This window comes from Bradyrhizobium sp. Kon37 (assembly GCF_055807535.1).
This window is the reverse complement of the sequence record NZ_JBVVOY010000020.1, coordinates 24997-49827: the sequence shown is the minus strand read 5'-3', so window position 1 is coordinate 49827 and position 24831 is coordinate 24997. Positions and strand designations below refer to the sequence as shown.

At 64.4% G+C, this 24831-nt stretch carries 24 protein-coding genes; 6 read left to right on the top strand and 18 right to left on the bottom strand.

The window, feature by feature from the left end; genetic code table 11:
• Positions 1 to 118: 118 nt before the first annotated feature.
• The 9 genes from AC0L3J_RS28560 to AC0L3J_RS28520 all read right to left on the bottom strand — a co-directional run bounded on the left by AC0L3J_RS28560 (position 119) and on the right by AC0L3J_RS28520 (position 8110).
• Entirely contained in the window at positions 119 to 1054 is a 936-nt protein-coding gene (locus AC0L3J_RS28560) for an acyltransferase domain-containing protein (protein WP_473349199.1), read from the bottom strand.
• 9 nt (positions 1055 to 1063) lie between these two features.
• Entirely contained in the window at positions 1064 to 2014 is a 951-nt protein-coding gene (locus AC0L3J_RS28555) for an AEC family transporter (protein WP_473349198.1), read from the bottom strand.
• Positions 2011 to 2892: a triphosphoribosyl-dephospho-CoA synthase MdcB gene (gene mdcB / locus AC0L3J_RS28550; RefSeq protein ID WP_473349197.1), complete on the bottom strand. Its 882-nt coding sequence runs from the start codon at positions 2890 to 2892 to the stop codon at positions 2011 to 2013. The genes AC0L3J_RS28555 and mdcB overlap by 4 nt, the downstream gene beginning before the upstream one ends.
• Positions 2889 to 3569 carry a malonate decarboxylase holo-[acyl-carrier-protein] synthase gene (gene mdcG / locus AC0L3J_RS28545; protein WP_473349196.1) on the bottom strand — a complete coding sequence of 227 codons (681 nt, stop codon included), beginning with the start codon at positions 3567 to 3569 and terminating at the stop codon, positions 2889 to 2891. Before mdcG ends, mdcB begins: the two co-directional genes overlap by 4 nt.
• Positions 3544 to 4266, bottom strand: coding sequence for a biotin-independent malonate decarboxylase subunit gamma (mdcE, locus tag AC0L3J_RS28540; protein WP_473349195.1), 723 nt, complete (start codon positions 4264 to 4266; stop codon positions 3544 to 3546). The genes mdcG and mdcE overlap by 26 nt, the downstream gene beginning before the upstream one ends.
• Complete coding sequence (locus AC0L3J_RS28535; protein WP_473349194.1) at positions 4253 to 5191, bottom strand: biotin-independent malonate decarboxylase subunit beta; 939 nt, start codon at positions 5189 to 5191, stop codon at positions 4253 to 4255. The genes mdcE and AC0L3J_RS28535 overlap by 14 nt, the downstream gene beginning before the upstream one ends.
• A complete protein-coding gene (mdcC, locus tag AC0L3J_RS28530) occupies positions 5188 to 5505 on the bottom strand; it encodes a malonate decarboxylase acyl carrier protein (protein ID WP_473349193.1) in 318 nt (105 codons plus the stop codon). Before mdcC ends, AC0L3J_RS28535 begins: the two co-directional genes overlap by 4 nt.
• A gap of 10 nt (positions 5506 to 5515) precedes the next feature.
• Entirely contained in the window at positions 5516 to 7162 is a 1647-nt protein-coding gene (gene mdcA, locus AC0L3J_RS28525) for a malonate decarboxylase subunit alpha (RefSeq protein WP_473349192.1), read from the bottom strand.
• Between the two features lie 162 nt (positions 7163 to 7324).
• The gene (locus AC0L3J_RS28520; protein WP_473349191.1) at positions 7325 to 8110 is read right to left on the bottom strand and encodes an alpha/beta hydrolase; all 786 of its coding nucleotides are present in this window, start codon (positions 8108 to 8110) and stop codon (positions 7325 to 7327) included.
• A gap of 303 nt (positions 8111 to 8413) precedes the next feature.
• Here AC0L3J_RS28520 and AC0L3J_RS28515 point away from each other — a divergent pair, with 303 nt between their 5' ends.
• The 4 genes from AC0L3J_RS28515 to AC0L3J_RS28500 all read left to right on the top strand — a co-directional run bounded on the left by AC0L3J_RS28515 (position 8414) and on the right by AC0L3J_RS28500 (position 13766).
• A complete protein-coding gene (locus tag AC0L3J_RS28515) occupies positions 8414 to 8755 on the top strand; it encodes a hypothetical protein (RefSeq protein WP_473293695.1) in 342 nt (113 codons plus the stop codon).
• A gap of 219 nt (positions 8756 to 8974) precedes the next feature.
• Positions 8975 to 9433, top strand: coding sequence for a hypothetical protein (locus AC0L3J_RS28510; protein ID WP_456768678.1), 459 nt, complete (start codon positions 8975 to 8977; stop codon positions 9431 to 9433).
• Positions 9434 to 9453: 20 nt separating this feature from the next.
• Positions 9454 to 10626 (top strand): efflux RND transporter periplasmic adaptor subunit, encoded by a 1173-nt coding sequence (locus AC0L3J_RS28505; protein WP_473349190.1) that lies wholly within the window; start codon positions 9454 to 9456, stop codon positions 10624 to 10626.
• Positions 10623 to 13766 carry an efflux RND transporter permease subunit gene (locus tag AC0L3J_RS28500; RefSeq protein WP_473349189.1) on the top strand — a complete coding sequence of 1048 codons (3144 nt, stop codon included), beginning with the start codon at positions 10623 to 10625 and terminating at the stop codon, positions 13764 to 13766. The genes AC0L3J_RS28505 and AC0L3J_RS28500 overlap by 4 nt, the downstream gene beginning before the upstream one ends.
• A 298-nt stretch (positions 13767 to 14064) precedes the next feature.
• Here the strand turns inward: AC0L3J_RS28500 and AC0L3J_RS28495 are convergent, their stop codons facing one another.
• Complete coding sequence (locus AC0L3J_RS28495) at positions 14065 to 14280, bottom strand: hypothetical protein (RefSeq protein ID WP_473349188.1); 216 nt, start codon at positions 14278 to 14280, stop codon at positions 14065 to 14067.
• A 21-nt stretch (positions 14281 to 14301) separates the two neighbouring features.
• Between AC0L3J_RS28495 and AC0L3J_RS28490 the strand changes: the two genes are divergently transcribed.
• Positions 14302 to 15372, top strand: coding sequence for a sensor histidine kinase (locus AC0L3J_RS28490; RefSeq protein WP_473349187.1), 1071 nt, complete (start codon positions 14302 to 14304; stop codon positions 15370 to 15372).
• Positions 15373 to 15394: 22 nt separating this feature from the next.
• Here the strand turns inward: AC0L3J_RS28490 and AC0L3J_RS28485 are convergent, their stop codons facing one another.
• Positions 15395 to 17686: an FdhF/YdeP family oxidoreductase gene (locus tag AC0L3J_RS28485; RefSeq protein ID WP_473349186.1), complete on the bottom strand. Its 2292-nt coding sequence runs from the start codon at positions 17684 to 17686 to the stop codon at positions 15395 to 15397.
• 249 nt (positions 17687 to 17935) lie between these two features.
• Between AC0L3J_RS28485 and AC0L3J_RS28480 the strand changes: the two genes are divergently transcribed.
• The gene (locus AC0L3J_RS28480) at positions 17936 to 19183 is read left to right on the top strand and encodes an oxalate decarboxylase family bicupin (RefSeq protein ID WP_473349185.1); all 1248 of its coding nucleotides are present in this window, start codon (positions 17936 to 17938) and stop codon (positions 19181 to 19183) included.
• An 83-nt stretch (positions 19184 to 19266) separates the two neighbouring features.
• Here AC0L3J_RS28480 and cydB read toward each other — a convergent pair whose 3' ends face one another.
• The 7 genes from cydB to AC0L3J_RS28445 form a co-directional block, all read right to left on the bottom strand.
• Positions 19267 to 20253: a cytochrome d ubiquinol oxidase subunit II gene (cydB, locus tag AC0L3J_RS28475; RefSeq protein ID WP_473349184.1), complete on the bottom strand. Its 987-nt coding sequence runs from the start codon at positions 20251 to 20253 to the stop codon at positions 19267 to 19269.
• A 2-nt stretch (positions 20254 to 20255) separates the two neighbouring features.
• Positions 20256 to 21665, bottom strand: a complete 1410-nt coding sequence (locus AC0L3J_RS28470; RefSeq protein WP_473349183.1) for a cytochrome ubiquinol oxidase subunit I — start codon at positions 21663 to 21665, stop codon at positions 20256 to 20258.
• A 198-nt stretch (positions 21666 to 21863) separates the two neighbouring features.
• Entirely contained in the window at positions 21864 to 22532 is a 669-nt protein-coding gene (locus AC0L3J_RS28465; protein WP_473349182.1) for a YoaK family protein, read from the bottom strand.
• A 19-nt stretch (positions 22533 to 22551) separates the two neighbouring features.
• Positions 22552 to 23388: a formate dehydrogenase accessory sulfurtransferase FdhD gene (fdhD, locus tag AC0L3J_RS28460; protein WP_473349181.1), complete on the bottom strand. Its 837-nt coding sequence runs from the start codon at positions 23386 to 23388 to the stop codon at positions 22552 to 22554.
• 3 nt (positions 23389 to 23391) lie between these two features.
• Positions 23392 to 23991, bottom strand: coding sequence for an HdeD family acid-resistance protein (locus AC0L3J_RS28455; protein ID WP_473293687.1), 600 nt, complete (start codon positions 23989 to 23991; stop codon positions 23392 to 23394).
• A 72-nt stretch (positions 23992 to 24063) separates the two neighbouring features.
• Positions 24064 to 24264, bottom strand: a complete 201-nt coding sequence (locus AC0L3J_RS28450) for a hypothetical protein (protein WP_473349180.1) — start codon at positions 24262 to 24264, stop codon at positions 24064 to 24066.
• Between the two features lie 9 nt (positions 24265 to 24273).
• The gene (locus AC0L3J_RS28445) at positions 24274 to 24774 is read right to left on the bottom strand and encodes a Dps family protein (RefSeq protein ID WP_473349270.1); all 501 of its coding nucleotides are present in this window, start codon (positions 24772 to 24774) and stop codon (positions 24274 to 24276) included.
• Between the last annotated feature and the right edge of the window lie 57 nt (positions 24775 to 24831).

Sequence of the window (24831 nt, the reverse complement as noted above, 5' to 3'; positions counted from 1 at the left end):
CTCGAGCCTCTCTCCTCCCTGGGCATACGAGCATCTAGGGGCCGTCCTCCCCCAAGGCGGCCCCTTTTTTCGACAGCACTGCACGATCGATTGCGGCCTCTGTTCGGACCAATCGGCGCTAGGCGCCGAGGTGACGCGCAATCCAGGCACGGACACCCTGAAGACTCCTGAAATCATCCAGTGAGCGCGCCGGAAATCCGGGCTCGACCTCCGCAACCATCTTGCTGAGCGCCTGTCCCGGTCCAAGCTCGAGAAAAATCGTGGCGCCCGCCTCAAAGCAGCTCTCCAGGCAATTTGCCCACTGCACGGTTTGCGAGATCTGCGCGGCGAGCTTGTCGAGGCCGATCTCGGCGGAGACGACCGTAGCGCCGTCGATACCGCTCAGGATGCGCGCGCCGGCAGCCGGCGGGAACGTGACCTGCGCCGACCGCAATACCTCGCGAAACGCCGCCGCCGCTCCGGCGAGCCGTTCAGTGTGGGAAGCGACCTCGACCGGCAGATCGACGACCATTGCCGCGTGCATCGCCCGCGCCTCTGCGGCGATTGCGTTCAATGCCTCCCGGCTCCCGCCGATCACGAAGGCGTCGCCGGGATTGATGATGGCAATCGCCGCGCCGCAGCGCACGCAGAGGCGGTCGACGTCGCCACGAGAAAGTCCGCGCACGAAGACCAGGCCATCACCGGCGTGCGTGAAGGCGTCCATGGCCTCCGCACGGCGCGCGACGAGGTCGAGCGTGACGGCCGCTTCGAACAACCCGGCGCCCCAGGCCGCAACCTCGCCGACGCTATAGCCGGCGATGACGGCGCCATGCGGAATGACATCCTTGAGCGCCGCCGTGGCGGCCAGCGCCTGCAAGGTGCACAGGATCTGGCTGGCGCGGTTGCGATGCAGGGCCTCGTCGGGCTCGCTGCGCACGAAATCGCGCGGATCCCTGCCGCCGAGCAATGTCGCCGCATGGGCAAACAGGTGCGCAGCTTCCGGTGCGTCGCCGGTAAGGGCGAACATCTCCCGGTGCTGCCTGCCTTGCCCCGAGCACAGGATCGCAAGCGTCATCGCCGTCGCCTAGTTCGGAAAGAGCGTTGCGATCGCAATCGCCAGGGTCACGACACTGAACGCGGTACTCGCAATGACCATGGATCCCGCCCTGGCGGAATCCAGCCGGTAGTTGACGGCGAACAGGATTCCAAAAAAGCCGGAAGGTACGGCGGCGAGCAGAATGGCCGTCTTCGCGACATCCGGCGCGACCGGAATGACGCGAATGACCGCGACTGCCAACAGCGGGCGCACGATGTCCGAGGCCAATGTTGCAGCGACGACCTTCCAGTCCAGTCGAAACGACTGCGCCGACAGAATGGCTCCGGTGAGGAACAAGGCGACGCCGGCAGCCGAACTTCCAATCAGCGCGAGGCTTGCACGGGCCAACGCGTCGAGGCTCACATCAGATAACGAGAACAGGATGCCAAGCGCCGGCGCGAGCACCACCGGCTTGGTGATCGCACGCCGAATTGCTCTCAGGACCTGCCGTGCCGCCATTTGCTCGCCGCGAGCCTTGGCGGCGCCCATTTCCGCCATGATCAGGGTCAGCGGACTGATGAGGATCGAGCCCGCCGCCAATGCGACGGCAACCGGCACAGTGCCGGCCGGCCCCACGACTGACGTCATGATCGGAAGGCCCACGCCGGCGAGATTCGGAAAGCCGATCGTCAATGCCTGTAACGATGCCTCCGACCGGGGTACCTTGGAAAAGCTGCGTGCAGCAAAATACCAGGTGAGATAGAGCAGCAGCATCGTCACGCCGAGCACCAGAAAGAGCGGGATCTGCTCGATCATCTCGCGGCGCGACGCCGAGGCTGTCGCCGCGAACAGCGACGCCGGCAGCGCGAAATCCATCACCAATGCGTTGAGGGCGTCGACGTGAAGATTGTCGACGATATGAAATTTTCCGGCGGCGTATCCCAGCAACAGAACGAAGAAGACCGGCACCAGCGCCATCAGGATCGCGTTGGACGTCATGGAATCGGCCTTTCATGGGCGTCGACAAAGAGTGTCATTGCAAGCAGGTCGGCCGATCCACCCGGGCTGAGGCGACGGGCAACGAAGCTTTCGTGGATCGACTGCGCCTGTGCACGCCAGCCGGACGCGCCGACGCCGCCTGAAGCGATGAAGCGACGCGCCGCATCATGCGCAAAGCGAAGGCCGTCGAGCCCGCCGCGATGCAGGAGGTTGGTGTCTTCGACGAACGCGATCAGAGCAAGGCACGCCTCGACCCGGGCAGCTTCCATATTCTCCGGCAGGACCGACGCGGCCCTGCGCAACGCCGGCAAGCCGATTCCGTAGACACTGGGAAATCCGTTCGCGGCCTCGATACGCGCACCGCCCGCGCGAAAACGGCGGCGCGCCACGCTGCCATGGCTGTGCAGCAACACTGGACCGCCGAGGATGCTGTCGCCCCACAGACGCGCCACGACAGCGCCGAGCGGAAGCCCGGGATCGACCAAACCGCCGGCTTTCGCGCCGGCCGCCGCGCACAGCAGGCCGAGCCCGAAGATTGCGCCGCGGTGGGTGTTGATCCCCGACGTCGCATTGAACATGGCGCGCTCCGCCTCAAGACCGATGATTCGCAGCCGTCCCATGCCGCAGCCAAACGCGCCCGCGTCGGCCAGCTGTTGCAGATAGGGCCTGATCGCCGCAGCGCTGCGACGAAACGTGCCGGCATCCATATCGTCGTGGCTGCCATTGTCGACATGGCTCACCAGACCCGGCTTCGGCCAGGTTTCGAGCTCCTTGACGAGGCAATCGGCGGCGACGGCGCCGATTGCAGAGACATCAGGCACCGTCTGCGCCCGGTGCAGGGATGGCCGTTCCACGCCTCTTGCGGCCGTGGTGATCATGATGCCATCGCTCCCGACACGAATTGATGCCTACCGAGCAGAACCACCCGCTCGATGCTCTTGACCAGAAGCTCGCTCGCGCCGCCGTGGAATTCGCGCCAGTTGACCGCAGCGCCGTCGGCACCCATCAACTCGCCATCGAGCCGCATCGGCGCGCCGGTCTCGATCGCGGCGACATGGGCGACGAAGCGATCGATGTCGGTTTCGCGGCGAAACTCGAACAGGACATCGAGGTCGGAACGGCCGGTAACGTAGTCGAGCCCGGTCAGCGCCTGCCAGGCCAGGCTGCCGAACACGCGCACGTCCACCGCATGGCGAAGTGCCAGCCCGTCGAGCCGGTCGAGCGCGGGCCACCAGTTGCGCGGCGCGTAAGCCCGCGTCTGCCGCAGCAACGGCGGCCTCGCGACCGAGGCGACGTGGTCGATATCGACCAGAAGCGAGATCCGCTTCTTGCCGGCCGAAGGCGGCAAGGGCAGGCCCAAGGCGAGGCCGGTCGCCTCGGATGGCAAAGCGCGTCGCCTGACCGTCGGCCATCTCATTCGAGGCCAGCGCGCCAGAAGGGACTCGGTTGCGAGATCACCGCGCGCATCCAGCATCGCGCGCCAGCCTGCGGGGCTGACGAAGACGAGGTCGTGACGACCGGGTGGCCGTTCACCGGGTTTGCAGGGCGAGGTCACGAACGCGCTCCGCGATATCGGCGGCCTTCAACCGGCCACCGCGCCCCTTGCCGAGCGCATCCCGCCGATCATGCTCAGCAGGCATGTCGGCGAGCAGCGCCTCCAGCTGCTCGGCGAGCGAATTGGCATTGCTCCACGTCATGTGAACGGCGCCCATTTGCGCGAGATTGGACAGGCCCGGCGCGAATACCGGCGTCGACTTCGCCTTTTCCTGCAGCGCCTCAATCGATAGCTTGGTGACCTTCGCCATCGACGGCAGGTCCATCACTGCGGGATCGGCCCCGGGCAATCCGACCAGCACGCGCGTCGCAAGACCCGTCGCAAGCAGAGCGCCCGCAGCCGAGTGGCCGTAGAGAAGACCGATCGTCGGACGACCGTGCATGTCCGCGTGGATCAGCACCTTGGCCAGATGCGCGAGGAACTCGTTCAGTCCGAGCAATTCGTCACGCTTGCTCATGCGCTGGCTGTCGCTGTCGACGAGGACCAGAATCGGCCCGGAGTCCCGGTCGATCGACTCCAGGACGTGGCCCGATAGCCTGATCGCTTCGTCGACGCCTAGCGCCGTCCGGTCTGCAACACCAAGCAAGAGGATCCGGCCGCCGGATCGCAGCGTCGCCGAGCCGAGGATGACGCCCTTGTCGTTCCTCACCTCATGGCCGGCGGGAAAGAGCGAAGCGAGGATATCATCGAGCGTCACGGCTGGTCCTCCCGATCCGGTTGGCAAGGGCAATGAATTCATCGGCCGGCAGCTCGGGAACGGCTTCGGCATGCGCGATGCCTTCCGCCGTCCAGATGTCCACGGCATCACCGCAGTCACCGAAGCTGCGCAGCCGGTCGGCAAGCCGCCGCTGCTCGGCCCTCAGCCTGTCGAGACCGAAAGGTCCGACCAGGCCGAGCAGCTCCAGCGCGGCCACGCGAAAATCCTGCACATTGTCGTCGACGAAAACATCGGCGGCACCGAGCAAACGGCGATGCTTGCCTCCCATGGTCCGCCAGACCAAGGCGCGATCGCGGGAATCGAACTCCTCGACGCCGCGATTGGTCTCGATCACCTCGGGGCCCGACACTGCGATGCGCCCCGGCTCCGAGACGGCGAGAACGGAGCAACAGCCTGCGATCAGGCCACCGCCGCCATAGCATCCGGACCTGCCGCCGATCAGGCCGATGACCTTCACGCCGGCGCTGCGCGCTTCCATCACTGCGCGCATGATCTCGGCGATAGCAAGCTCGCCGGCATTCGCCTCCTGCAAGCGGACGCCGCCGGTATCGAGCAGGATCAGGACCGGGGTCGAGCCGATCTGGCGCGCGGCGCGGAGCAGCCCGATCAGCTTGGCGCCGTGTACCTCACCAAACGCGCCGCCCATGAAGCGGCCTTCCTGCGCGGCGACGAACACCGGCGAGCCGTCGAGGCGGCCGTGACCGACGATGATGCCGTCGTCGAATTGCTCGGGAAGGTCGAATATCTTCAGATGCGGGCTGACCTCGCGCTGCTCCGGCCCAATGAACTCGACAAAGCTGCCGGCGTCGAGCAGCAGCTCCAGTCGCGTGCGGGCCGACGCCTCGTAGAAGCTGGTGTTGCGGGCCCGTTCGGCCGGGCTGATGTCCTTGAGCGGAGCGGTCATTGGCCGGCCTCCGCGATCAATCGCACCGCCTGCGCGAGCCGAAGCGACACCGTATCGGGACGCGCGCCTCCGTCATTGATCGAGAACTTCAGCCCGCCCGGCGAATAGCGTTCGACGAAATCGCTGATCACGGCACTCCAGACTGCTCCGAAGCCCACGGCCGCAGTCTTGACGTCCACGGCGCATTCCGCATCCGGCAAGCTCCGCTCGACCAGCACTTCCAGATTTCCGGAAGCGACCACGCCGACAATCGCGCTTTGCCTGGTGCCGCCGGCTCGCGCGCGAACCTGGTGTTGAAAGTTGAGATCTTCCATGGTCCGTCCCTCACCAATTCCTGAATTTTGACGGCGGTGCGTAGAGTCCGCCCGACCAGCGCACGAGGTCCTTGATCGAGCGCGCCGCCAGCAGGCTGCGATCCGCGTCGAGCGGATTGATGCCGAGATCTTCCGGCCTGCGGATCACGCCGCGCTCGCGCAGGCGCGAGACCATGTTGCGATCGCGCCTGCGACCGACATCAGTGTAGCCGGCGACGCCGCGGATAGCCTGCTCGCGCTCCTGCGCGGTCCGGCACAGCAGGAGATTCGCCACGCCTTCCTCGGTGACAATGTGCGTGACGTCATCGCCATAGATCATGACCGGCGCGAGTTCGAGATTGAGCTTCTCCGCGAGCTCGATCGCATCGAGCTTCTCGACGAACAGCGGCACGTTCTTGTCGCCGAAAGTCTCGCCGATCTGCACGACCAGCTTGCGGCCGCGCCGTAGCGGCGCCGGACTGTCGGGATCGGCCTCCGCTCCGGCCTTCAGCCAGGGCTCGCTCGGATGACGCCGCCCGCGGGCGTCCGCTCCCATGTTCGGGGCGCCGCCGAAGCCCGCGATGCGCGAGGCGGTGACGGTCGACGAGTTCCCTTGCAGATCGATTTGCAGCGTAGAGCCGATGAACATGTCGCAGGCATAGAGCCCGGCGGTCTGACAGAAGGCGCGGTTGGAGCGCAACGAGCCGTCGGGACCGGTGAAGTAGATGTCGGATCTGGCGCGGATGTAGTCGTCCATGCCGACCTCCGATCCGAACGAGTGAATCTGCCGCACCCAGCCGGACTCGATCGCGGGAATGAGCGCGGGATGGGGATTCAACGCGAAGTGGGTCGCGATCGTCCCCTTCAGCCCCAGCCTCTCGCCGAATGTCGGCAGCAGGAGCTCGATCGCGGCCGTGCTGAAGCCGATGCCGTGATTGAGCCGCTGTACGCCATAGGGCGCATAGATGCCCTTGATCGCGAGCATCGCTGTCAGGATCTGGCCTTCCGTGATCGCGGCCGGATCGCGCGTGAACAGCGGCTCGACGAAGAACGGCTTGTCGGCCTTGACGATGAAATGGACACGGTCCGCCGGGATGTCCACGCGCGGAACGGTGTCGACGATTTCGTTGACCTGTGCGATCACGACGCCGTCCTTGAACGCGGTCGCCTCGACCACGGTCGGGGTGTCCTCGGTATTCGGGCCGGTGTAGAGATTTCCCTCGCGGTCGGCGCTGACGGCGGCGATCAGCGCGACGTGCGGCGTGAGGTCGATGAAATAGCGGGCGAACAGTTCGAGATAGGTATGGACCGCGCCGAGCTCGATCTTGCCGCCGAACAGCATGCGCGCGATCCGCGCCGATTGCGGTCCGGAATAGGCATAGTCGAGCCGCTTCGCGACGCCGCGGTCGAACAGGTCCAGATGTTCGGGCAGAACGACACCCGACTGCACCATGTGCAGATCGTTGACCCTGGACAGATCGACAGCCAGCAGCGCGCGGCTCAGCAGATCCGCCTGCTTCTGGTTATCGCCCTCCAGGCAAACCCGGTCGCCCGGCCGGATCACGGCCTCCAGCAGGCGCGTGACGTCGTGTGCTTCGACGACCTTGCCGCGGGCAAAGCCGGCTCCCGCGGCAATGCGCGCATCGCGCGCGGCTCGATTGTTCTGCCAGCTTGTCATGACCGTCATTCCCTCAGACAAGTGCCGCACAGAAGCATCAGCGCTTCTTCGCTTCTTCGATTGCATTCGTGAATTTGCGGGACATTCGGGGCGGCGGGAGTGCTGTCACCCCCGCCGTCCTTCCTTCTGCCGGCCGTGCGTCAGGACCGGCAAAAACGGGCGTCAGCGGGTAGCGGGCTGCGGGATGCTGCGCGCGGCGCGGGCGATCACGGCCGCCACTTCCTTCGGATGAGACTCGTAGACCGAGTGGCTGGCGCCTGGGATTACCGTTGTCTGGCTTTTCGCGCGCTCGTAGTACCAGCGCTCGAGATCCGGATTGATGATCTGATCGCTGCCGGCGACGATGCCCCAGCTCGGCTTGGTCTTCCACGCGGCCGCCGTCAGCGGCGTACTGAACACCTGCGTCGCTGCCAGCACCTGGGATCGCGCGACGAACTCGGCGCGCTCACGCGGCAGATCGGGCGCGAACAGCTTCGGGAATTGCACGGGATCGAGATAGGTGAATTTGTCGGGCGTGACCTTGATGACGCCTTCGGTCTTGCCGAGGACGCTCGGTGTCTTCTTGCCGAGCGCCGATTCGTCCTCGCCGACGTCGGGCGCGTGCGCGGCGACGTAGACCAGGCCGACGACATTGGGATGCACACCCGCCTCTGTGATGATCGAGCCGCCATAGCTGTGGCCGACGAGCAGCGTCGGGCCGTCCTGGAGATTGAGGATGCGCTTTGCTGCCGTGACGTCGTCTGCAAATGTCGTCTCGGGCTCCTGCACCATGGTGACGCGGAAACCTTCCTTGGTCAGGATCTCGTAGACCGGCTTCCAGCCGGACGCATCCACCCAGGCGCCGTGCACCAGGACGATATTTTTCAGGGGTTCGGCGCGCGCGGGGGCAACGGTCGCCATCAAGGAGAGCGCAGCGGCAAAGGCGAGACCAGCGTTGAGGTATTTCATGTCAGGATCACTCCGGGTTGGAATGACGTGACACTAATTTCGAGGCTTGCCTGCGTATTTCGGCAAACAACTGTCCTTGCCACTTCGCACGCCGCAGCACGCAAGCTGCGACAATCAGCGCCCGAACATCATCCCGAGATGCACCTCTAACCGAAGGCCCATGTCATGCACACTGACATTCATGACATGATTTCTCGCGAGCGTGAACGGCCGGCGTTCGGACATGAAAGACGATCGATGCGCACTCTGTCATTCACCACAACGTTCATGACGCCACTCCAAATCCGAACATAGGATCGACCAATGACCTCCACCGCAACGTGCCGGGCCGCCCTCTTCGTCCTGCTCAGCGCAACAATGCCGGCTCATGCCGGCACCTGCACGGATGACATCGCGCAAACCCAGGCCCAGCTGGATCTGGCCATCGAGAAGGACGCGGGCTCCCACGGCTGGAAGCCGGAGAGCCTCAACGCGCTGCGCAGCCATCAACCGACGCCCCGCTCGCTCGCCGAAGCCGAAGGGAGCAACGGCGTCGATTTCACTGATGCGCTCGATTCGCTCGAGCGCGCGCGCGCCGCCAATCGCACCGGCGATATCGCCGCGTGCAGCCAGGAGATCGCGCACGCGCGCGCCATCCTGAGATAGCGAAAGCCGTTTTAGGGCCGACGACGCGGCGACGCGCCAAAATGGTCGCGCGAAAGAGAATGAGACGCGCGAAGCACGTGTTACGCCTCGCCGTCGTGCAGCCGGGGAGCAGGACGTGCGTTCTCGAAATACCCGCGCTCCCGCGGCTTCCTATTGTTCGATCGCAGTCAGCCGGAGTTTTCAGCCATGCGACAACGGCATTCAACATATAAGTGTGTGATGCTTGCGATCGCCATGCTGTGGCTGGTCCCGGCTGCGGCCAACGCTCAAACAACGATGCCGGGCATGCAGCCGCCTGCCGGAATGCTTGCGACGTCGCCGCTCAACCCGCAATCCACGCGACCTGTAGGCATCCCGCTGGGATCGACCGAGATCGCAACGCCCGGCATCTCGCCGATCAATCCCGTGCAAAGCACGATGGGCTGTGCCGGGTCCGGCAACGCCGGATCCAGCGGAGCATTGTTCGACGGCGGCGGGCTGTCCGGCACCTCGTCGACCAATTGCGCCGGCAGCAGCGTGGCACCGTCGTCCCTGCCCTCGACATCGACGGTCGGGCGCGTCGGAATTCCGCTGGGCTCCACCGAAATTGGCGGCGCCGGAATTAGTCCGTCCGTGCCGGTGCCCGGCCCCACATCCATGGGCAGCACGACGTCGATCGACGGCTCCGGCAATCCCTGAGATCAAGAAGGACCATCGCCGTGAAACGGACCCTCACCATTGTGATCGTTACTCTCGCCGTGATCCTGGCCGGCGCGGGCTTCTGGTTCTTCGGCACCGACCAGAAGCCGGCCGTAGCCGCCGCACCCGTGCCCACCGCCGTGCCGGTGGTCGCCGCCACCATCACGGGCAAGGACGTGCCGATCTATCTGCGCGGCATCGGCACGGTGATCGCCTACAACACCGACGTCGTGCGCAGCCAGATCCAGGGGCAGATCGTCAGGATCGCCTTCACGGAAGGACAGACCGTCAAGGCCGGCGACCTCCTGGCCCAGATCGATCCGCGTCCTTACGAAGCGCAGATCGAGCAGCTGACGGCCAATCGCGAAAGGGACCAGGCGCAACTGACGAATGCCGAGGCCAATCTCTCCCGCTACAATCAGCTCGGCGACAAGGGCTACGCGACGCCGCAACTGATCGAGACGCAGACCGCGCAGGTGGCCCAGCTAAGGGCCGCCGTCAAAGCGGACCAGGCCCAGATCGACGAGGCCAACGTCCAGCTCAGCTACACGCGCCTGACGTCGGCCATTCCCGGCATCACCGGCGTTCGCCAGATCGATGTCGGCAACGTGATTCACCCGACCGACCCCAACGGTCTCGTCGTCGTCACCCAGATCGAGCCGATCTCGCTGCTCTTTACGCTGCCGCAGACCGACCTGCCCGTGATCCAGGAGCACGCCGCAAAGGGTGAGCTGAAGGTCATCGCCTACAGCCAGGACAACAAGACGAAGCTCGACGAAGGCACGCTGCTGCTGGTCAACAACGAGATCGCGGGGACGACCGGCACCGTGCAGCTCAAGGCGGTGTTCCCGAACCATGAGCACCGGCTGTGGCCGGGCCAGCTGGTGAACGCGCGCCTGCTGCTCGAGATCCGGAAGGGCGCGCTCACCGTCGCCGGTTCGGCCGTACAGCAGGGGCCGAACGGCAGCTATGTCTATGTCGTGACCGGCGGCGAGACGGCCGCCTTGCGTCCCGTTCACGTCGCACAAATCAGCGATGGCCAAGCCCTGATCGACCAGGGACTGAAATCCGGCGACGTCGTCGTGATCGACGGCCAGTACCGGCTCGCGGAAGGCAGTCGCGTTCGCGAGCTGCACGGCAAGGCCGCGCGTGAAGCCGACCTGCAAAGTGCCGTGCAGGACGCAATCCCATGAACCTCTCCGCCCCCTTCATCCTGCGGCCGATCGCAACCGCCCTGCTGATGGCGGGCTTGCTGCTGTGCGGGCTTGCCGCCTATCCGCTGCTGCCAGTCGGCGCGCTGCCGAACGTCAACTATCCAACCATCCAGATCTCGGCGCAATTGCCCGGCGCCGACCCCGGAACGATCGCCTCGTCGCTGGCCACGCCGCTCGAGCAGCAGCTCAGCCAGATCCCCGGCGTCACCCAGCTCACCTCGTCCAGCGCGCTTGGCGTGGCCCAGCTCACGGTGCAATTCGAGCTGTCGCGCACGGTGGATAGTGCGGCAGTGGACGTGCTGGCCGCGATCAATGCCGCGAGCCCGTTCCTGCCGCCGAACATCCCCTACCCCCCGACGATCCGGAAGGTGAATCCGGCGGAGACGCCGATCATGCTGATCGCGCTGACGTCGGACTCGCTGCCGCTGACCACGGTCGACGCTTATGCGGAGAACATCCTGCTGCCGAAGATTTCGCAGGTGCCGGGCGTCGGTCTCGTCGGCATCGGCGGCCAGCAGAAGCCCGCGATCCGCGTTCGCGTCAATCCGCAGGCGCTCGCCGCCCGCGGCATCGGCCTCGAAGACGTCCGCACCGTGATCGCCGGCGCCAATGTCGACCTGCCCAAGGGCACGCTCAACAGCCCGCGCGTCACCTATACGCTGAACACCAACGATCAGCTGCTCAAGCCCTCCGCCTATGAAGACCTCATCATCGCCTATCGCAACGGCTCGCCGGTGCGGATACGCGACATCGGCACGGCGGTCGACGGACCGGAGAACGACCTTCTGGCCGGCTGGTACGGCAAGGATCCCGCCATCATCCTGGCGGTGCAGCGCGTTCCCGGCGCCAACGTGATCGAGACCGTCGACCGCATCAAGAAGCTGCTGCCGCAACTGCAGGCCTCCGTTCCCCCGGCAATCAAGGTGACGATCGCCGCCGACCGCACCGCCACCATCCGCGCGGCCGTCTCCGACGTTCAATTCACGCTGATGCTGACGGTCGCGTTGGTCGTGATGGTCATATTCCTGTTCCTGCGGAATCTCTGGGCCACCATCATCCCGGCGATCACGGTTCCCTTGTCGCTGGTCGGCACGTTCGCGGTGCTTTACGTGCTCGGCTACAGCCTGGATAATCTTTCGCTGATGGCGCTGTCGATCGCGGTTGGCTTCGTGGTCGACGATGCGGTCGTCGTCATCGAGAACATCGTGCGCCATCTCGAGCAGGGGATGACGCCCATGGAGGCCGCGCTCAAAGGGTCCAGCGAAATCGGCTTCACGATCGTCTCCATCACCCTGTCGCTGATCGCGGTGTTTATCCCGCTGTTTTTGATGGGCGGTTACGTCGGCAAGCTGTTCCAGGAATTCGCCGTCACGATCACCGCCTCGCTGCTGTTGTCGCTCATCATCTCGCTGACGCTGACGCCGATGATGTGCGCGCGGCTGCTGAAGGACGAATCGCGCAAGAAGCATGGCCGGGTTTACCTCGCCTTCGAACGCGGTTTCGATGCCCTGCTCGCGCTCTATGCGAGCGGCCTGCGAATCGTGCTGCGCCATCGCTTTGTGACGCTGCTGGTGATGCTCTCGACCATTGCGCTGACCGGCTACCTCTACGTGATCATTCCGAAAGGCTTCTTTCCGCAGCAGGACACCGGGCAGATCGTCGGCATCACCGAAGCCGCACAGGACATCTCCTTCCCCGCGATGTCCGAACGCCAGCAGGCGGTCGTCGACATCCTCTCGAAGGATCCGGCGGTCCAGTCGGTGGCGAGCTATATCGGCCCGGGCGGCCCGACCGCGACGCTCAACCAGGGACGCATCTTCATCGTCCTGAAGCCGAAGCCGGAGCGCAAGGCCAGTGCCGATCAGATCATCGAACGGCTGGGACCTGCGCTGTCGCATATTCAGGGCATCAGACTTTACATGCAGGCCGCGCAGGACATCACCATCGGCGCCCGGCTGTCGAAGACGCAATATCAGTACACGCTGACGGATGCCGATTCAAACGAGCTCACCAACTGGTCGGCGATCTTCCTGGACAAGCTTCGCGCGCTCGACCTCATCACCGACGTCGCGAGCGACCAGGCCAATGCTGGCCCGCGGCTCGAGGTCACCGTCAATCGCGAGGTCGCATCGAGCTTCGGCATACTGCCCACGACGATCGACAACACGCTCGACGACGCCTTCGGCCAGCGCATCGTCTCCACGATGTTCACCTCGCTGAACCAGTACCATGTCGTGATGGAAGTCGATCCGCGTTTCCAGTACGGCCCCGAAGCGCTGAAGGACATCTACCTGAACTCGGCCACCGGCCAGCAGGTCCCCCTGAGCACGCTGGTCCACAGCGTCATCAAGCCCGCGCCGATCCTGATCAACCACCAGAGCCTGTTTCCCTCGGTGACGATCTCATTCAACCTGCGGCCTGGAGTCGCGCTGGGCGATGCGGTGGCGGCGATCCAGGAGATCGAGAAGAGCACCGGCAAGCCCGCCTCGCTAACGGCTTCGTTCCAGGGCAATGCGCAGGCGTTCCAGTCCTCCCTGTCGGGCACGCCGCTATTGATCGGGGCGGCGCTGATCGTGATCTACATCATCCTCGGCGTGCTCTATGAGAGCCTGATCCACCCCATTACGATCCTGTCGACGCTGCCTTCGGCAGGCATCGGCGCGCTGCTGCTGCTGCTGGCCGTCCACATGGATCTCAGCGTCATCGCCATCATCGGCATCATCCTGCTGATCGGCATCGTCAAGAAGAACGGCATCATGCTGGTCGATTTCGCCCTCGAGGTGGAGCGCCAGCACGGGCTCAGCCCGGAAGAGGCGATCTACCAGGCCTGCACGCTGCGGTTCCGCCCGATCCTGATGACAACGATGGCGGCGCTGCTGGGCGGCGTGCCGCTGATGATCGGCTCCGGCACCGGCGCCGAGCTGCGTCAGCCGCTCGGCTACACCATCGTCGGCGGCCTGATGCTATCGCAGATCCTGACGCTCTACACGACGCCCGTCGTCTATCTCTATCTGGACCAGTTCAGCAATTGGCTCACCGGACGCAAGCCGCGGTCGGCCGAGACATCCGCTCCATCCACGAGCGGAGCAGATACGGGATTGCGCCATGAATCCGCTTGAGCAGGTGACCGCAGGCATGATGTCGCCTCGATCACGGCTTCGTGCGTTTTGACAAAGCACCAAGGAAAACGCAAAAGACCGGCCTCCGGCGGGGCGGTAAACCTTTTGCATGACGCTCGAACGCCTGGATGGCGCTAACTCTCTACAGCCCCAGCGATGGTGGCGCCGTTTGCTGCCGATCCAGACAATACAGGATCGGATTCTGCTGTGGGCCTGGGGCAGCCTGGTTTTGACCCTGCTGTCCTTCGCCTGTTCACTGCTTGGAGACAATTTTACGGCGATCGCTTTCGCTGCTTTCCTAGCCGCTTCGCTGACGCTCGTCGGCGCGATCATGGACATCACCGCCCAGAAGAAGGCCCATGCCGAGCTGGAGCGGAGCGAGCAGCGCTACCGCCATTTGTTCAGCCGCATGCCGATCGCGTTTCGTCAGCTCGACGCCAGCAGGTTGGTCGTGCTGTTCCGAAAATTGCGCGCCGAGGGCGTCAAGGACCTCGGCGCCTATTTCGACAGCCATCCCGAGTTCCTCCGGACCTGCATGGATGCGCTCTCGTTTCAGGAGGCCAACGAACGGGCAATCCAGATGTTCGGCAGAGGCGTCGACGGCTATGTCGGACGTTCCATGGCCGAGACCTGGAAGGAACGTCCCGATACGTTCCGGCGCGCCATGGAATCCCGTTATCGCGGCGAGACGAACTTCGAGGAAGAGACCAGGATGGTCACCTGGGACGGCCGCGTCGTCGACGTTCTCTTCACGACAGCTCGGGTCGGCCCCATCAATGATCTCGAAATAAGCCTGGTCGGCACGATCGACATTTCACAACGCCTTCGCGCCCAGGAAAGGCTCCGGCAGGTGCAGGCGGAGTTCGCACATGCCGCGCGTGTCTCGATGCTCGGCGAGCTCACCGCGTCGATCGCCCACGAAGTGAATCAGCCGCTCGCCGCTATCGCCACCAATGGCGCCGCCGGGCTGCGGTGGCTGAACAGGCCCGTCCCCGATATCCTCGAGATCCGCAAGACCATTGAGAACATCGTCGTGGATACCCAGCGCGCCGCGAACATCGTGGCGCGCGTTCACGGGATGGCTTCCCGGAAAGTCCCCGAGCAGGCATCCCTGTCGTTCGACGAGATCATTCGCGAAGCGCTTCTTTTCCTTCAACACGAGATGGAATCCCGCAACGTGACGGTCCTGCACCGGCCCGATCCGGGCACGCCGCTGGTGCTCGGTGACCGCACCCAGCTCCAGCAGGTGATCGTCAACCTAACCATCAATGCGGTGCAGGCGATGACACAAGCGGGATATGATGATCGGAGGATCATCATCAGCACGGTCACGCAGGACGCGGCGAAATTGTGCTGCTCCGTGGAGGACAACGGTCCTGGCATCGCCGCCGAACATGTCGATCGGCTGTTTGAGAGCTTTTTCACGACCAAGGACAGCGGGATGGGCATGGGACTGCCGATCTGCCGGTCGATCGTCGAAGCGCATGGAGGCCGGATCGGCGCCGAAGCCCACGGCGCGAATGGCGGCGCCCGCTTCTGGTTCACGCTGCCGATAGCCGTTTCGCCGGCGGATTCGCCGCGCCGCGATCTCCACGCCGAGATGTGACGGGACGTCTCCGGCGCAGTCGCTATTCTCCGGTCGCGGCCGCACGCACCAGGCGGATCGGCACGCCCTTGTATGACGGCGTGAGGCTCAGGGGATCACGGGCATAGAGCGGCACCAGCGGATTGGCTTCCGGATAATACGCCGCGCAACAGCCGGTCGGAAAGGCATAGGCCACGACGCGGAAGTTGCGCACGATCCGTTCTGCGCCATCGGTCGAGGCGGTTATCAGATCGACGCGGTCGCCGTCGGCAAGCCCGCGCTTCTTCAACTCGTATTCGTTGAGGAAGACTACGTCGCGCTGGCCGAACACGCCGCGATAGCGGTCGGACATCGAGTAGAGCGTCGTGTTGTACTGATCGTGGCTGCGTATTGTGGTGAGCCACAAGAAATCCGGATCGCTCTGCGGCGGGTCCTCGCCGCAACCCGGGAAGACCAAAAAGTTCGCCTTGCCCGACGGCGTCGCCCAGATGCGCTCGCGTGCCGTCGAGATAAGATGGAAGCCGCCGGGGACGCGGATGCGGGCGTTGTAGCCCTGGAAGATCGGGAACACCGCCTCGATCGCATCGCGAATCCGGTCGTAATCAGCCATGAAGCCGTCCCAATCGACCACCGTGCGCTCGCCCAGCGTCGCCTTGGCGACGCCGGCGACGATCGCTATCTCGCTGAGGAGATGCTCCGATGCCGGTTTGTTGCGGCCGGCGGACGCATGCACCATCGACATCGAATCTTCCACCGTGACCGACTGCGGCCCCGATTGCTGCACATCGATCTCGGTGCGGCCGAGGCACGGCAGGATCAGGGCGGCACGGCCATGGATCAGATGGCTGCGGTTGAGCTTGGTCGAGACGTGGACAGTCAGAGCGAGTTTGCCAAGCGCGGCCTGGGTCGCCTGCCAGTCCGGAATGGCTGCGGCGAAATTGCCGCCCATCGCGAAGAAGGCCCTCACCTCGCCGCCGATCATGGCCTCGAGCGCGGTCACCACATTGTGTCCCGGTGCGGCCGGAGGCTTGAAGCCGAAGCGTTGCTCCAGGCGCTCGAGGAAGTCCGCCTTGGGGACTTCCGTGATTCCCACGGTCCGATCGCCCTGCACATTGGAATGACCGCGAACCGGGCAGACGCCGGCGCCATCGCGCCCGACATTGCCGCGCAACAGGGCGAGGTTGGCAATCTGCTGGACGTTGTTCGCACCGCGCCAGTGCTGGGTGATGCCCATTCCGTACACGAGGATGGCGCGCTCGGCCTTCATATAGGCGCCCGCCGCATATTCCATGTCCTCGCGCGTCAAGCCGGACTGACGTTCGATGTCCGGCCATTGCGTGCGTTTGAGATCGTCGATCAGCGCCTCAACGCCGGCGGTGTGGCCACGAATGAAATCCCAGTCCAGGATCTCCTGCTGCTCGGCGGCACGGGCAGCCTCGTCGGCCTCCACCAGGATCTTCATGATCCCCTTGAGGACGGCGACGTCGCCGCCGACCCGCACCTGGAACAGTCTTGAGCTGATCGTCGTCGACGACAGCGTCATCATCTCGACCGGGCTCTGCGGCGCCTGGAAACGTTCCAGCGCCCGCTCACGGAACGGGTTGAACGAGATGATGGAGGCGCCGCGGCGTGCCGCATTGCGCAGGCTGGTCATCATCCGCGGGCTGTTGGTGCCCGGATTCTGGCCGAAGATGAAGATGCAATCGGCCTTGTCGAAATCCTCCAGCAGCACGGTGCCCTTGCCGACGCCGAGCGAGTACGGCAGACCAACGCTGGTCGCCTCGTGGCACATGTTCGAGCAGTCGGGAAAGTTGTTGGTGCCGTATTCGCGCACGAAGAGCTGAAAGAGGAAGGCGGCTTCGTTCGAAGTCCGCCCGGACGTGTAGAACTCCGCCATGTTCGGATCCGGCAAGGCCCGGAGCTCGCGACCGATCATATCGAATGCATCGCTCCATTTCACCGGAAGATAGCGGTCGGATACGGCGTCGTAGGCCATCGGATGAGTGAGCCGCCCGACCATTTCGAGATCGTAATCGTTCCAGCCAGCGAGCTCGGTGACGGTATGCTCGGCGAAGAATTCCGGCGTGCAGCGCTTCGATGTTGTCTCCCAAGCGATTGCCTTGCCGCCGTTCTCGCAGAATTCGAATGATGAGGTATGCTTCGGATCGGGCCAGGCACAGCCGGGGCAATCGAAGCCCTCTGGTTGATTCATCCGGCTGAGCGTCGCTGCACCTTTCAGCGGCGCCCGCTGCACCAGAAGCGCCTCGCTGAGCGCCTTCAGTGCGCCCCAGCCGCCGGCGGGTTCGCGATAGGGACGGACCGACTTCGTGGTCATCTCGATATCTCTCGATGTGGCAATTCTCCGGTTCAGTTAAGGATCGCGCAGGCAGAGCCGTCTTTTCAGAACGAAGCCGAATTTCGCAATTGCACACGTTCGATCCCGGGCGGCGGGCCGAAGCAGCCATGCATTCCAGCAAAAACAGCGCCGTTCGCGGAAGCAGAAGCGGCAACCGGAAACTAGGTTGGTCGGCCGGAGCCCCGTCGCTACGGGAGGGCTTTCGACAGTTTTCAGGAGCGACCCAAGATGCTTTCACGACGTGATTTGCTGGCCATGTCCGCGGCAGGCGCCGCCATGGTCGGCTCCAGTGCGCAGGCCGCAACCTTCGGCAATCCGGACGAGCCGCCGCAAGGCGCCGTCAACGCCAAGAGTCCCGGAAGCCTGACCGATCCCGGTCCGCAGAATCCCGAACTGGGCAAGCAATTCCCCTCCGCACAAACTCCGCCGGCGACCGACGTCGGTGGCTTGCCGATGGATTGGGCCTCGTTCAACAATGCGCCGAGGCGCATCCAGAATGGCGGCTGGGCACGGCAAGTCACCGTCGCGGACTTCGCCATCTCGAAGGAGATCTCTGGCGTCAACATGCGGCTGTCCGCCGGCGGCATCCGCGAGCTGCATTGGCATCAGGCGGCCGAATGGGCGATCATGACCTACGGCAGCTGCCGCATCACCGTGCTCGACACGCAGGGGCACCCCTATGTCGGCGACCTCAAGGCCGGCGACCTCTGGTATTTCCCACCGGGCGCGCCGCACTCGCTGCAAGGCCTGGGGCCTGATGGTTGCGAATTCGTGATCTGTTTCGACGACGGCCACGCCAATGAGTTCAACACGCTGCTGGTCACGGACTGGCTCGCCCATACGCCGCCCGAGGTGCTCGCGAAGAATTTCGGCGTCCCGGCCGATACCTTCGCGAAGATTCCGCTGCATAATCGCTGGATCTTCCAGGGCACGGTGCCCGGCGATCTCGCCGCCGATCGTGCCGTAATCGCCAAGCATGCCGAGGCACCGCCCTATCCCTTCATCCATTCGCTCGGCAGTTCGGCACCGGTGAAGGAGAGCTCCGCCGGCAGCATCCGCGTCGCCGACAGCAGCAACTTCAAGGTCGCCACCACCGTCGCCGCGGCGCTGGTGACGATGCCGCCGGGAGCGGTCCGGGAGATGCACTGGCATCCGAATGCCGACGAGTGGCAGTACTATATCAAGGGCAAGGCACGGATGACGGTGTTCGACACCGGCCCCAACGCGCTGACGACGGACTTTTCCGCCGGCGACATCGGCTATATCAGGCGCAATCTCGGTCATTATGTGGAGAACGTCGGCGACACCGAACTGCAGTTCGTCGGTGTGTTTCGTGCGCCTCGCTACGAAGAGGTGTCGCTATCCAACTGGCTGACGCACACGCCTCCCAGCCTGGTCGCCCAGCATTTCAACATCGACGAGAAGCTGATCGCCCAGTGGCCGGACAATGGCCCCGGTGTCATGCCCAAATCCTGAAGCAAATCCACATAGGGACCAGAACGAGAAAGGCGCCGAAACCGGCGCCTTTCTTTTTGTCCGCGTTTCGAGCCGTACAGCGGTCAGTAGTGATCGGCCGCTGGGGCCGCCTTGCCGCGGAAGACGCGATAGCCCACGGCGACATAGAGCAGCATCAGCGGGAATACGAACAGGCCAGCGCCCCAGAACATGAAGGCGAGACTTGCATGAGGCGCCGCGGCCTCGTCGATCGTGATGACGAACGGGATCATGTAGGGCCAGAACGACAGAGCGAGCGTGGCGAAAGCCGCCACGAAGATCAGCGCGACCATGTGGAACGGCCAATAATCGTCATGGACCAGGATGCTCTTGGCCAGCATCGCGGCCGCGCCGGCGCCGATCGCGGGAAACACGAGCAGATAGGGCCGGTCGGTCCAGCGCTGCAGAATCGGAAGATGTTCGGCAAGCGCATACGCAAAGACGACGACCAGGAACACCAGGACGCCGGTCGCCAGCGGCGGGATCTGGCTCCGCGCGGCATCCTGAACGGGACCATCACTCTTCCTTATCAGCCAGCAGGCCCCGAGCAGCGAATAGCCGAAGCAGAGTCCGATCCCGCACAGGGCGGAAAAGGCGGTCAGCCAGCCGAGCGTTCCACCGGTATAATCGCCGTTGGAGAACTGAAGTCCTTCGACGAGAGCGCCGACCATCGCGCCCTGCATGAAACTCGCCGCAAACGAGCCCGCGACGAAACTGACGTCCCAGACCCAGCGCGAACGGAGCGCTTTGCCGCGAAACTCGAAGGCCACGCCGCGCAGGATCAATCCGAGCAGCATCACGACGACCGGGATATAGAATGCCGACATCACCATGGCGTACACCACGGGAAACGAGCCCCACATGATCACGCCCGTGACGATCAGCCAGGTCTCATTGCCGTCCCAGACCGGAGCGACCGTGCTCAGCATGGCGTCTCGCTTCGCCTCACTGCCGGCCAGGCCGAACAGCATGCCGACGCCGAGATCGAACCCGTCGAGGAGGAGATAGATCAGAATGCTGATGGCAAGAAGGGCAACCCAGTACATCACCATGGTTACTCTCCTGCCTCGAGATAGCTGCTGGCGGCCGGCACCTGATCGGCGAGCGACATCGGCCGATTGGGCACGGGGACGTGGAGCGGCTTGCCGCCGAGTCCCGCCGGGCCGGCACGCAGCAGCCGATAGATGTAATATGTCCCGAACGAGAAGATGAAGGCGTAGACCGCGACGAACAGGATCAGCGAGGTCAACGCAGCCGACGCGGTCAGGAACGGCGTCACGGCGTCCGCAGTGCGCAGCACGCCATAGACCGTCCATGGCTGGCGCCCCACTTCCGCGGTGTACCAGCCGGTGAGGATGGCGATCCACGGCAGCGGGAAGCTGAGGAAGATGCCCCACAGCAGCAGGCGGCTCCGATCCAGCCGATGCTTGAGGCCGAGCCAGGTCCCGAGCAAGGCCAGCCCCAGCATCACGAAACCGCAGCCGACCATGATGCGGAAGGCGAAGAAGGGTATCGTTACCGGCGGCCGGTCCTGCGGCGCAAAGCTGGTCAGGCCGACCTCTTTCGATGTCAGGCTCCTGCTGCCGATGATGCTGCCGAGCACGGGAATCGAGATCGCGTATTTGTTCGATTCGGTGCTCGAATCGGGAATTGCGATCAGCACCTCCGAGGCCGGCTGCTCGTCATGCCAGCGTGCCTCGATCGCGGCGAACTTAGCCGGCTGGTAGTCGTGGACGTAGTCACCGACGAGATGCCCGATGAAGAGCTGGACCGGCAGCAGCACCGCCGCGAGCGCAAGGCCCATCCGCAGCATTACATGCGCCTCGGCGCGATAGGTCCGCCGCAGCAGATACCACGCGCCGGTCGCCGCCACGCAGAACGCGCCGGTCAGGTAGGACGCGAGCAGCATATGCGGAAGCCGGACCCAGACCACGCGATTGAAGATGATCTGCGCCCAGTCATCAGGCACGAACTGGCCGTTCTGCAGGACGTAGCCGGTCGGCACCTGCATCCAGCTGTTGTTGACCATGATCCAGAACGCCGACAGCGTGGTTCCGAGCGCAACCATCGCGGTCGAGAACAGGTAGAACCACGGCGGCACCCGGGGCCGGCCGAAGATGAGGATGCCGAAGAAGCCCGCCTCCAGCATGAAGGCGGTGAATGTTTCGTAGGACAGAAGCGGGCCCTGGATCGGACCCGACATCTTCGAGAGCACGCTCCAGTTCGTTCCGAACTGAAATGCCATCACCACGCCCGATACGACGCCCATGCCGAAGGCCACGCCGAAGATCTTCAGCCAGAACGCGAACAGGGTCCGGTAGACGGGCTTGCCACTGTACTGGTGCATCGCTTCCAGCACGGTGAGCCAGGCCGCAAGCCCGATCGTGAATGCCGGGAAGATGATGTGGAACGAGATGGTGAAGGCGAATTGCAGCCGCGACAGGAGGAGTGCCGTCGGATCCATCGGAGAGCCTCCCGTTCGCTCACGCCCGCTTCGCGGTCGCCCGCGCGCGAGCGGCCGATTGCGGAATGTTGTCGACCTTGAGCACCGCGGCCGCACCCCCGAGCTTATCCGCGGGACGGCGCATGCGCTTCCGCGAACGAACGCCCTCTTTCCGAATGGCATGGCGAGCGCCTCTGCCTGCAACAAGCGAGCGCGACGTCAGTGCGAATGGCTTCGCCGGCGGCAGAGCCAGAGAACGTATATCGACGATGCCATCGGCAGAGCGAGGCTCCAGGTTCCCAACCATTTCGTCACGCAACCGCCGACGGCGGCCCCTAGCAGGAACGCCAAACAGAGCGTGAGCATGGTTCCGGCGCCGCGCGCCGCATCGCGATCAGGCGCCGCAACGAACTGATCCATGGCCCGGAGCATGTTGCCGGTGACCGTGACCGAGAGATATTTCCAGTGACCGACCTGTCTGAAGCTTGCCGACTGCAGCGCGACGCCAAAGGAGATGACGAGGATCGTGATCTCATCCGAAACGCGATGAAGCAACAGCATCGTCGCGGCGAGACAGACGATCTCTCCGATGAGGCAACATAACGCCGCCCGGGTGCGAACCGCCACCAACGCTCCCAGGACAAAGGCCACGAGTGGAAGAAGATGGTGAAGCGCGCGCTGCCATTGCCCTGATAGCGCGTAGATTCCGAGGAAGACGACATTGCCGGTTTGCGAGCTCGCGAAGACGCCGAGTGACAGCCAGGTAAACGCGTCGAGGAAACCGCCCGACATGCTCAGCACAGAGGCAACCAGCAGCGATCGTTCCGGGGCACAGGCTTCGACGCTTGTCCCGGCCAGGGGCTCCAGTGCTGCAGTTTGCATGGCCATATTCGCGGGTCCGCCGAAGTCAGCAGCCGGCGCGCGGGGCGGCCTCGTCAGGCAGCAGAACACGGCGCGGATGCGTGAACACGCCGTATCCGTCATCGCGGGCGACGGCGAGTAGCGTGATTCCCGCCTCGTTCGCGGTCTGGATCGCGAGCGCGGTCGGCGCGGAAACGGCCACAACGACCGGCGCGCCGATCATCGCGGCCTTCTGCACCATCTCCACCGAAACCCGGCTCGTCAGCAGCACGGCGCTGTCGCAGGCTGACTTGCCGTCGCGGACGATTGCGCCGGCAAGCTTGTCGAGCGCATTGTGCCGGCCGACATCCTCCCTGATCAGAGCAATGCCGGTGCGAGGGCGCCACAAGGCTGCCGCGTGAACGGACCGCGTATGTTGGTTCAATATCTGGAGGGGAGACAGCGCATGCATGGCGTTCAGCAGGTCCCGCGCGTGAAAGGCAATGCCACGCCCTTCAACGCGTGACGGCGCGCGACGCGCCTGTTCGAGGCTTTCGATACCGCATAATCCGCATCCGACCGGACCGCTGATGGCGCGGCGGCGTGCGGCCAGGGTCGTCGCGCGGCCGCCGTCAAGCCACATCCGAACCTCCATGCCGAGTTCGTTCGAGATCAGCTCGATGCTCCTGATCTCGCTTGCGCGGTCGATGATCGCCTCGGTCAGGCTGAAGCCGAGACCAAAATCCTCCAGATCGGCTGGCGTTCCCATCATCACGGCATGGGTCGATCCGTTGTAAGTGAGCGCAATGGCGCTCTCCTCGGCAACCAGCCGCGACGTCGATGTCGTGCGGCCACCGCGCCAGTCGATCTCCCGGTGCCGCGTGAATGTCGAACCTGTCATCATGGCTCAGACCGTCGCCGGCTCGGCCGAATGCCGCGAGGCTCGGCTTCTGAGCGCGAGCCCGAATGCAATAAAGCCCCAACCCTGGAAGACCAGATCCACGACCAGCATCGCACCGAGCAGCCACAGGCCGACGGCAGGCAAGACCGCAATCAGCATCGCGCCGACGCAGAACGTCACAACGCCGGCTGCCACGATCCAGCGCCAGCCCGCGGCCGGCCGCAGATGGAAACCCGTCCAGATCCGTGTCGCACCGGCAACGACCAGGAGAGCACACACCACGAGCGACAGCGTGAACGAAGCCAGCAGCGGATCGTAGAGGACGACGGCTCCGGCAGCGGCATAGACGATCCCGGCGAACAGCCAGAACAGGAAGCCGCGCAGGCCGTGCACCGAAAAGGCATGCACGATCTGGAAGATCCCGGCGACTGCCATGCTGACGCCGATGACGAGCACGGAGGCGAGGCTCGCCGCCATCAGATTGACCGATGCAATGCCGCCGAGGATCAGTTCACCGACCCCCAGCGCAACGAACCAGCCCCATTTTCCGCTGATCGCGTGAACGGCCCTTCCGAGCGACGCCTTCGAGTTCGACATATCCGTCATGGCTTGACCCTTGTACGTATGACCGGCGTGCCGGTCGTGGACGTGGTCAAGCCTATAGAGATCCGCGTCCAGTCATCTTTCGAGGATGCAGCGCCATTGTTTCATCCGCACGATGCGGAGCGCTGCTGCGGGATTCACGACCGACGGGTACATGGCGTGCGCCTGGTCGATCAATGCGAAGACGATCAGCCAGCAATACGCGGACGCGAGGATCTCCGTCGCTTCCGCGTCGTCGCAGCGCGCGGCCCGCTTCGCTTTGCGGCCGCATCCCATGCCAGGTGCTTACGAGTTCGGGCCGCCCCGGCCGGTCTCGTACAGGAACCAGATCCGCCGCTCCGTCTCGTCGATCCAGTTTTCCAGCAGGCTTGCGGTCGCGACATCGCCGTATTCGTCGCAGAGCTCGTGGACCCGGCGCATTTCCCGCGTCAGTTGCTGATTGTCGCTGCGTAACTCGGCCAGCATGTCCTGCGGGTCGACATAATCGGCGTCGTTGTCGAGAATGCGCTGCTCGCGCGCGATCTGGCCGATCGAGCGCAGCGTCGTTCCGCCGATCTTGCGCGCCCGCTCGGCAATGTCGTCGGTCATGGCAAAGATCTGCTCGGCCTGCTCGTCGAGCATAAGGTGGTAGTCGCGAAAGTGCCTTCCCGACACGTGCCAGTGGAAATTCTTGGTCTTCAGGTACAGCGCGAAGACATCAGCCAGCAGCGCTCTCAGCGCGGCTGGAACGTCCCGGTTCGCGTTGGCCCCGAGATCCGTTGGGGTTTGGATATCTGCTTTGGTCATTGTCGTCATCCTTGTTGGAGGTTGAAAAATTTGAGCCGCGCATGTCGCCGACGCGCC

What these genes read in the sequence shown, in the direction of transcription:
- fdhD (WP_473349181.1), bottom strand. Translation starts at nt 23,388, where the DNA reads ATGATGACAGGTTCGACATTCACGCGGCACCGGGAGATCGACTGGCGC.
- AC0L3J_RS28455 (WP_473293687.1), bottom strand. Translation starts at nt 23,991, where the DNA reads ATGACGGATATGTCGAACTCGAAGGCGTCGCTCGGAAGGGCCGTTCAC.
- AC0L3J_RS28480 (WP_473349185.1), top strand. Translation starts at nt 17,936, where the DNA reads ATGCTTTCACGACGTGATTTGCTGGCCATGTCCGCGGCAGGCGCCGCC.
- mdcC (WP_473349193.1), bottom strand. Translation starts at nt 5,505, where the DNA reads ATGGAAGATCTCAACTTTCAACACCAGGTTCGCGCGCGAGCCGGCGGC.
- AC0L3J_RS28470 (WP_473349183.1), bottom strand. Translation starts at nt 21,665, where the DNA reads ATGGATCCGACGGCACTCCTCCTGTCGCGGCTGCAATTCGCCTTCACC.
- mdcB (WP_473349197.1), bottom strand. Translation starts at nt 2,892, where the DNA reads ATGATCACCACGGCCGCAAGAGGCGTGGAACGGCCATCCCTGCACCGG.
- mdcA (WP_473349192.1), bottom strand. Translation starts at nt 7,162, where the DNA reads ATGACAAGCTGGCAGAACAATCGAGCCGCGCGCGATGCGCGCATTGCC.
- AC0L3J_RS28515 (WP_473293695.1), top strand. Translation starts at nt 8,414, where the DNA reads ATGACCTCCACCGCAACGTGCCGGGCCGCCCTCTTCGTCCTGCTCAGC.
- AC0L3J_RS28490 (WP_473349187.1), top strand. Translation starts at nt 14,302, where the DNA reads ATGGATGCGCTCTCGTTTCAGGAGGCCAACGAACGGGCAATCCAGATG.
- AC0L3J_RS28495 (WP_473349188.1), bottom strand. Translation starts at nt 14,280, where the DNA reads ATGGCTGTCGAAATAGGCGCCGAGGTCCTTGACGCCCTCGGCGCGCAA.
- AC0L3J_RS28445 (WP_473349270.1), bottom strand. Translation starts at nt 24,774, where the DNA reads ATGACCAAAGCAGATATCCAAACCCCAACGGATCTCGGGGCCAACGCG.
- AC0L3J_RS28465 (WP_473349182.1), bottom strand. Translation starts at nt 22,532, where the DNA reads ATGGCCATGCAAACTGCAGCACTGGAGCCCCTGGCCGGGACAAGCGTC.
- AC0L3J_RS28500 (WP_473349189.1), top strand. Translation starts at nt 10,623, where the DNA reads ATGAACCTCTCCGCCCCCTTCATCCTGCGGCCGATCGCAACCGCCCTG.
- cydB (WP_473349184.1), bottom strand. Translation starts at nt 20,253, where the DNA reads ATGGTGATGTACTGGGTTGCCCTTCTTGCCATCAGCATTCTGATCTAT.
- AC0L3J_RS28535 (WP_473349194.1), bottom strand. Translation starts at nt 5,191, where the DNA reads ATGACCGCTCCGCTCAAGGACATCAGCCCGGCCGAACGGGCCCGCAAC.
- AC0L3J_RS28450 (WP_473349180.1), bottom strand. Translation starts at nt 24,264, where the DNA reads ATGGGATGCGGCCGCAAAGCGAAGCGGGCCGCGCGCTGCGACGACGCG.
- AC0L3J_RS28510 (WP_456768678.1), top strand. Translation starts at nt 8,975, where the DNA reads ATGCTTGCGATCGCCATGCTGTGGCTGGTCCCGGCTGCGGCCAACGCT.
- AC0L3J_RS28555 (WP_473349198.1), bottom strand. Translation starts at nt 2,014, where the DNA reads ATGACGTCCAACGCGATCCTGATGGCGCTGGTGCCGGTCTTCTTCGTT.
- AC0L3J_RS28560 (WP_473349199.1), bottom strand. Translation starts at nt 1,054, where the DNA reads ATGACGCTTGCGATCCTGTGCTCGGGGCAAGGCAGGCAGCACCGGGAG.
- AC0L3J_RS28485 (WP_473349186.1), bottom strand. Translation starts at nt 17,686, where the DNA reads ATGACCACGAAGTCGGTCCGTCCCTATCGCGAACCCGCCGGCGGCTGG.
- AC0L3J_RS28520 (WP_473349191.1), bottom strand. Translation starts at nt 8,110, where the DNA reads ATGAAATACCTCAACGCTGGTCTCGCCTTTGCCGCTGCGCTCTCCTTG.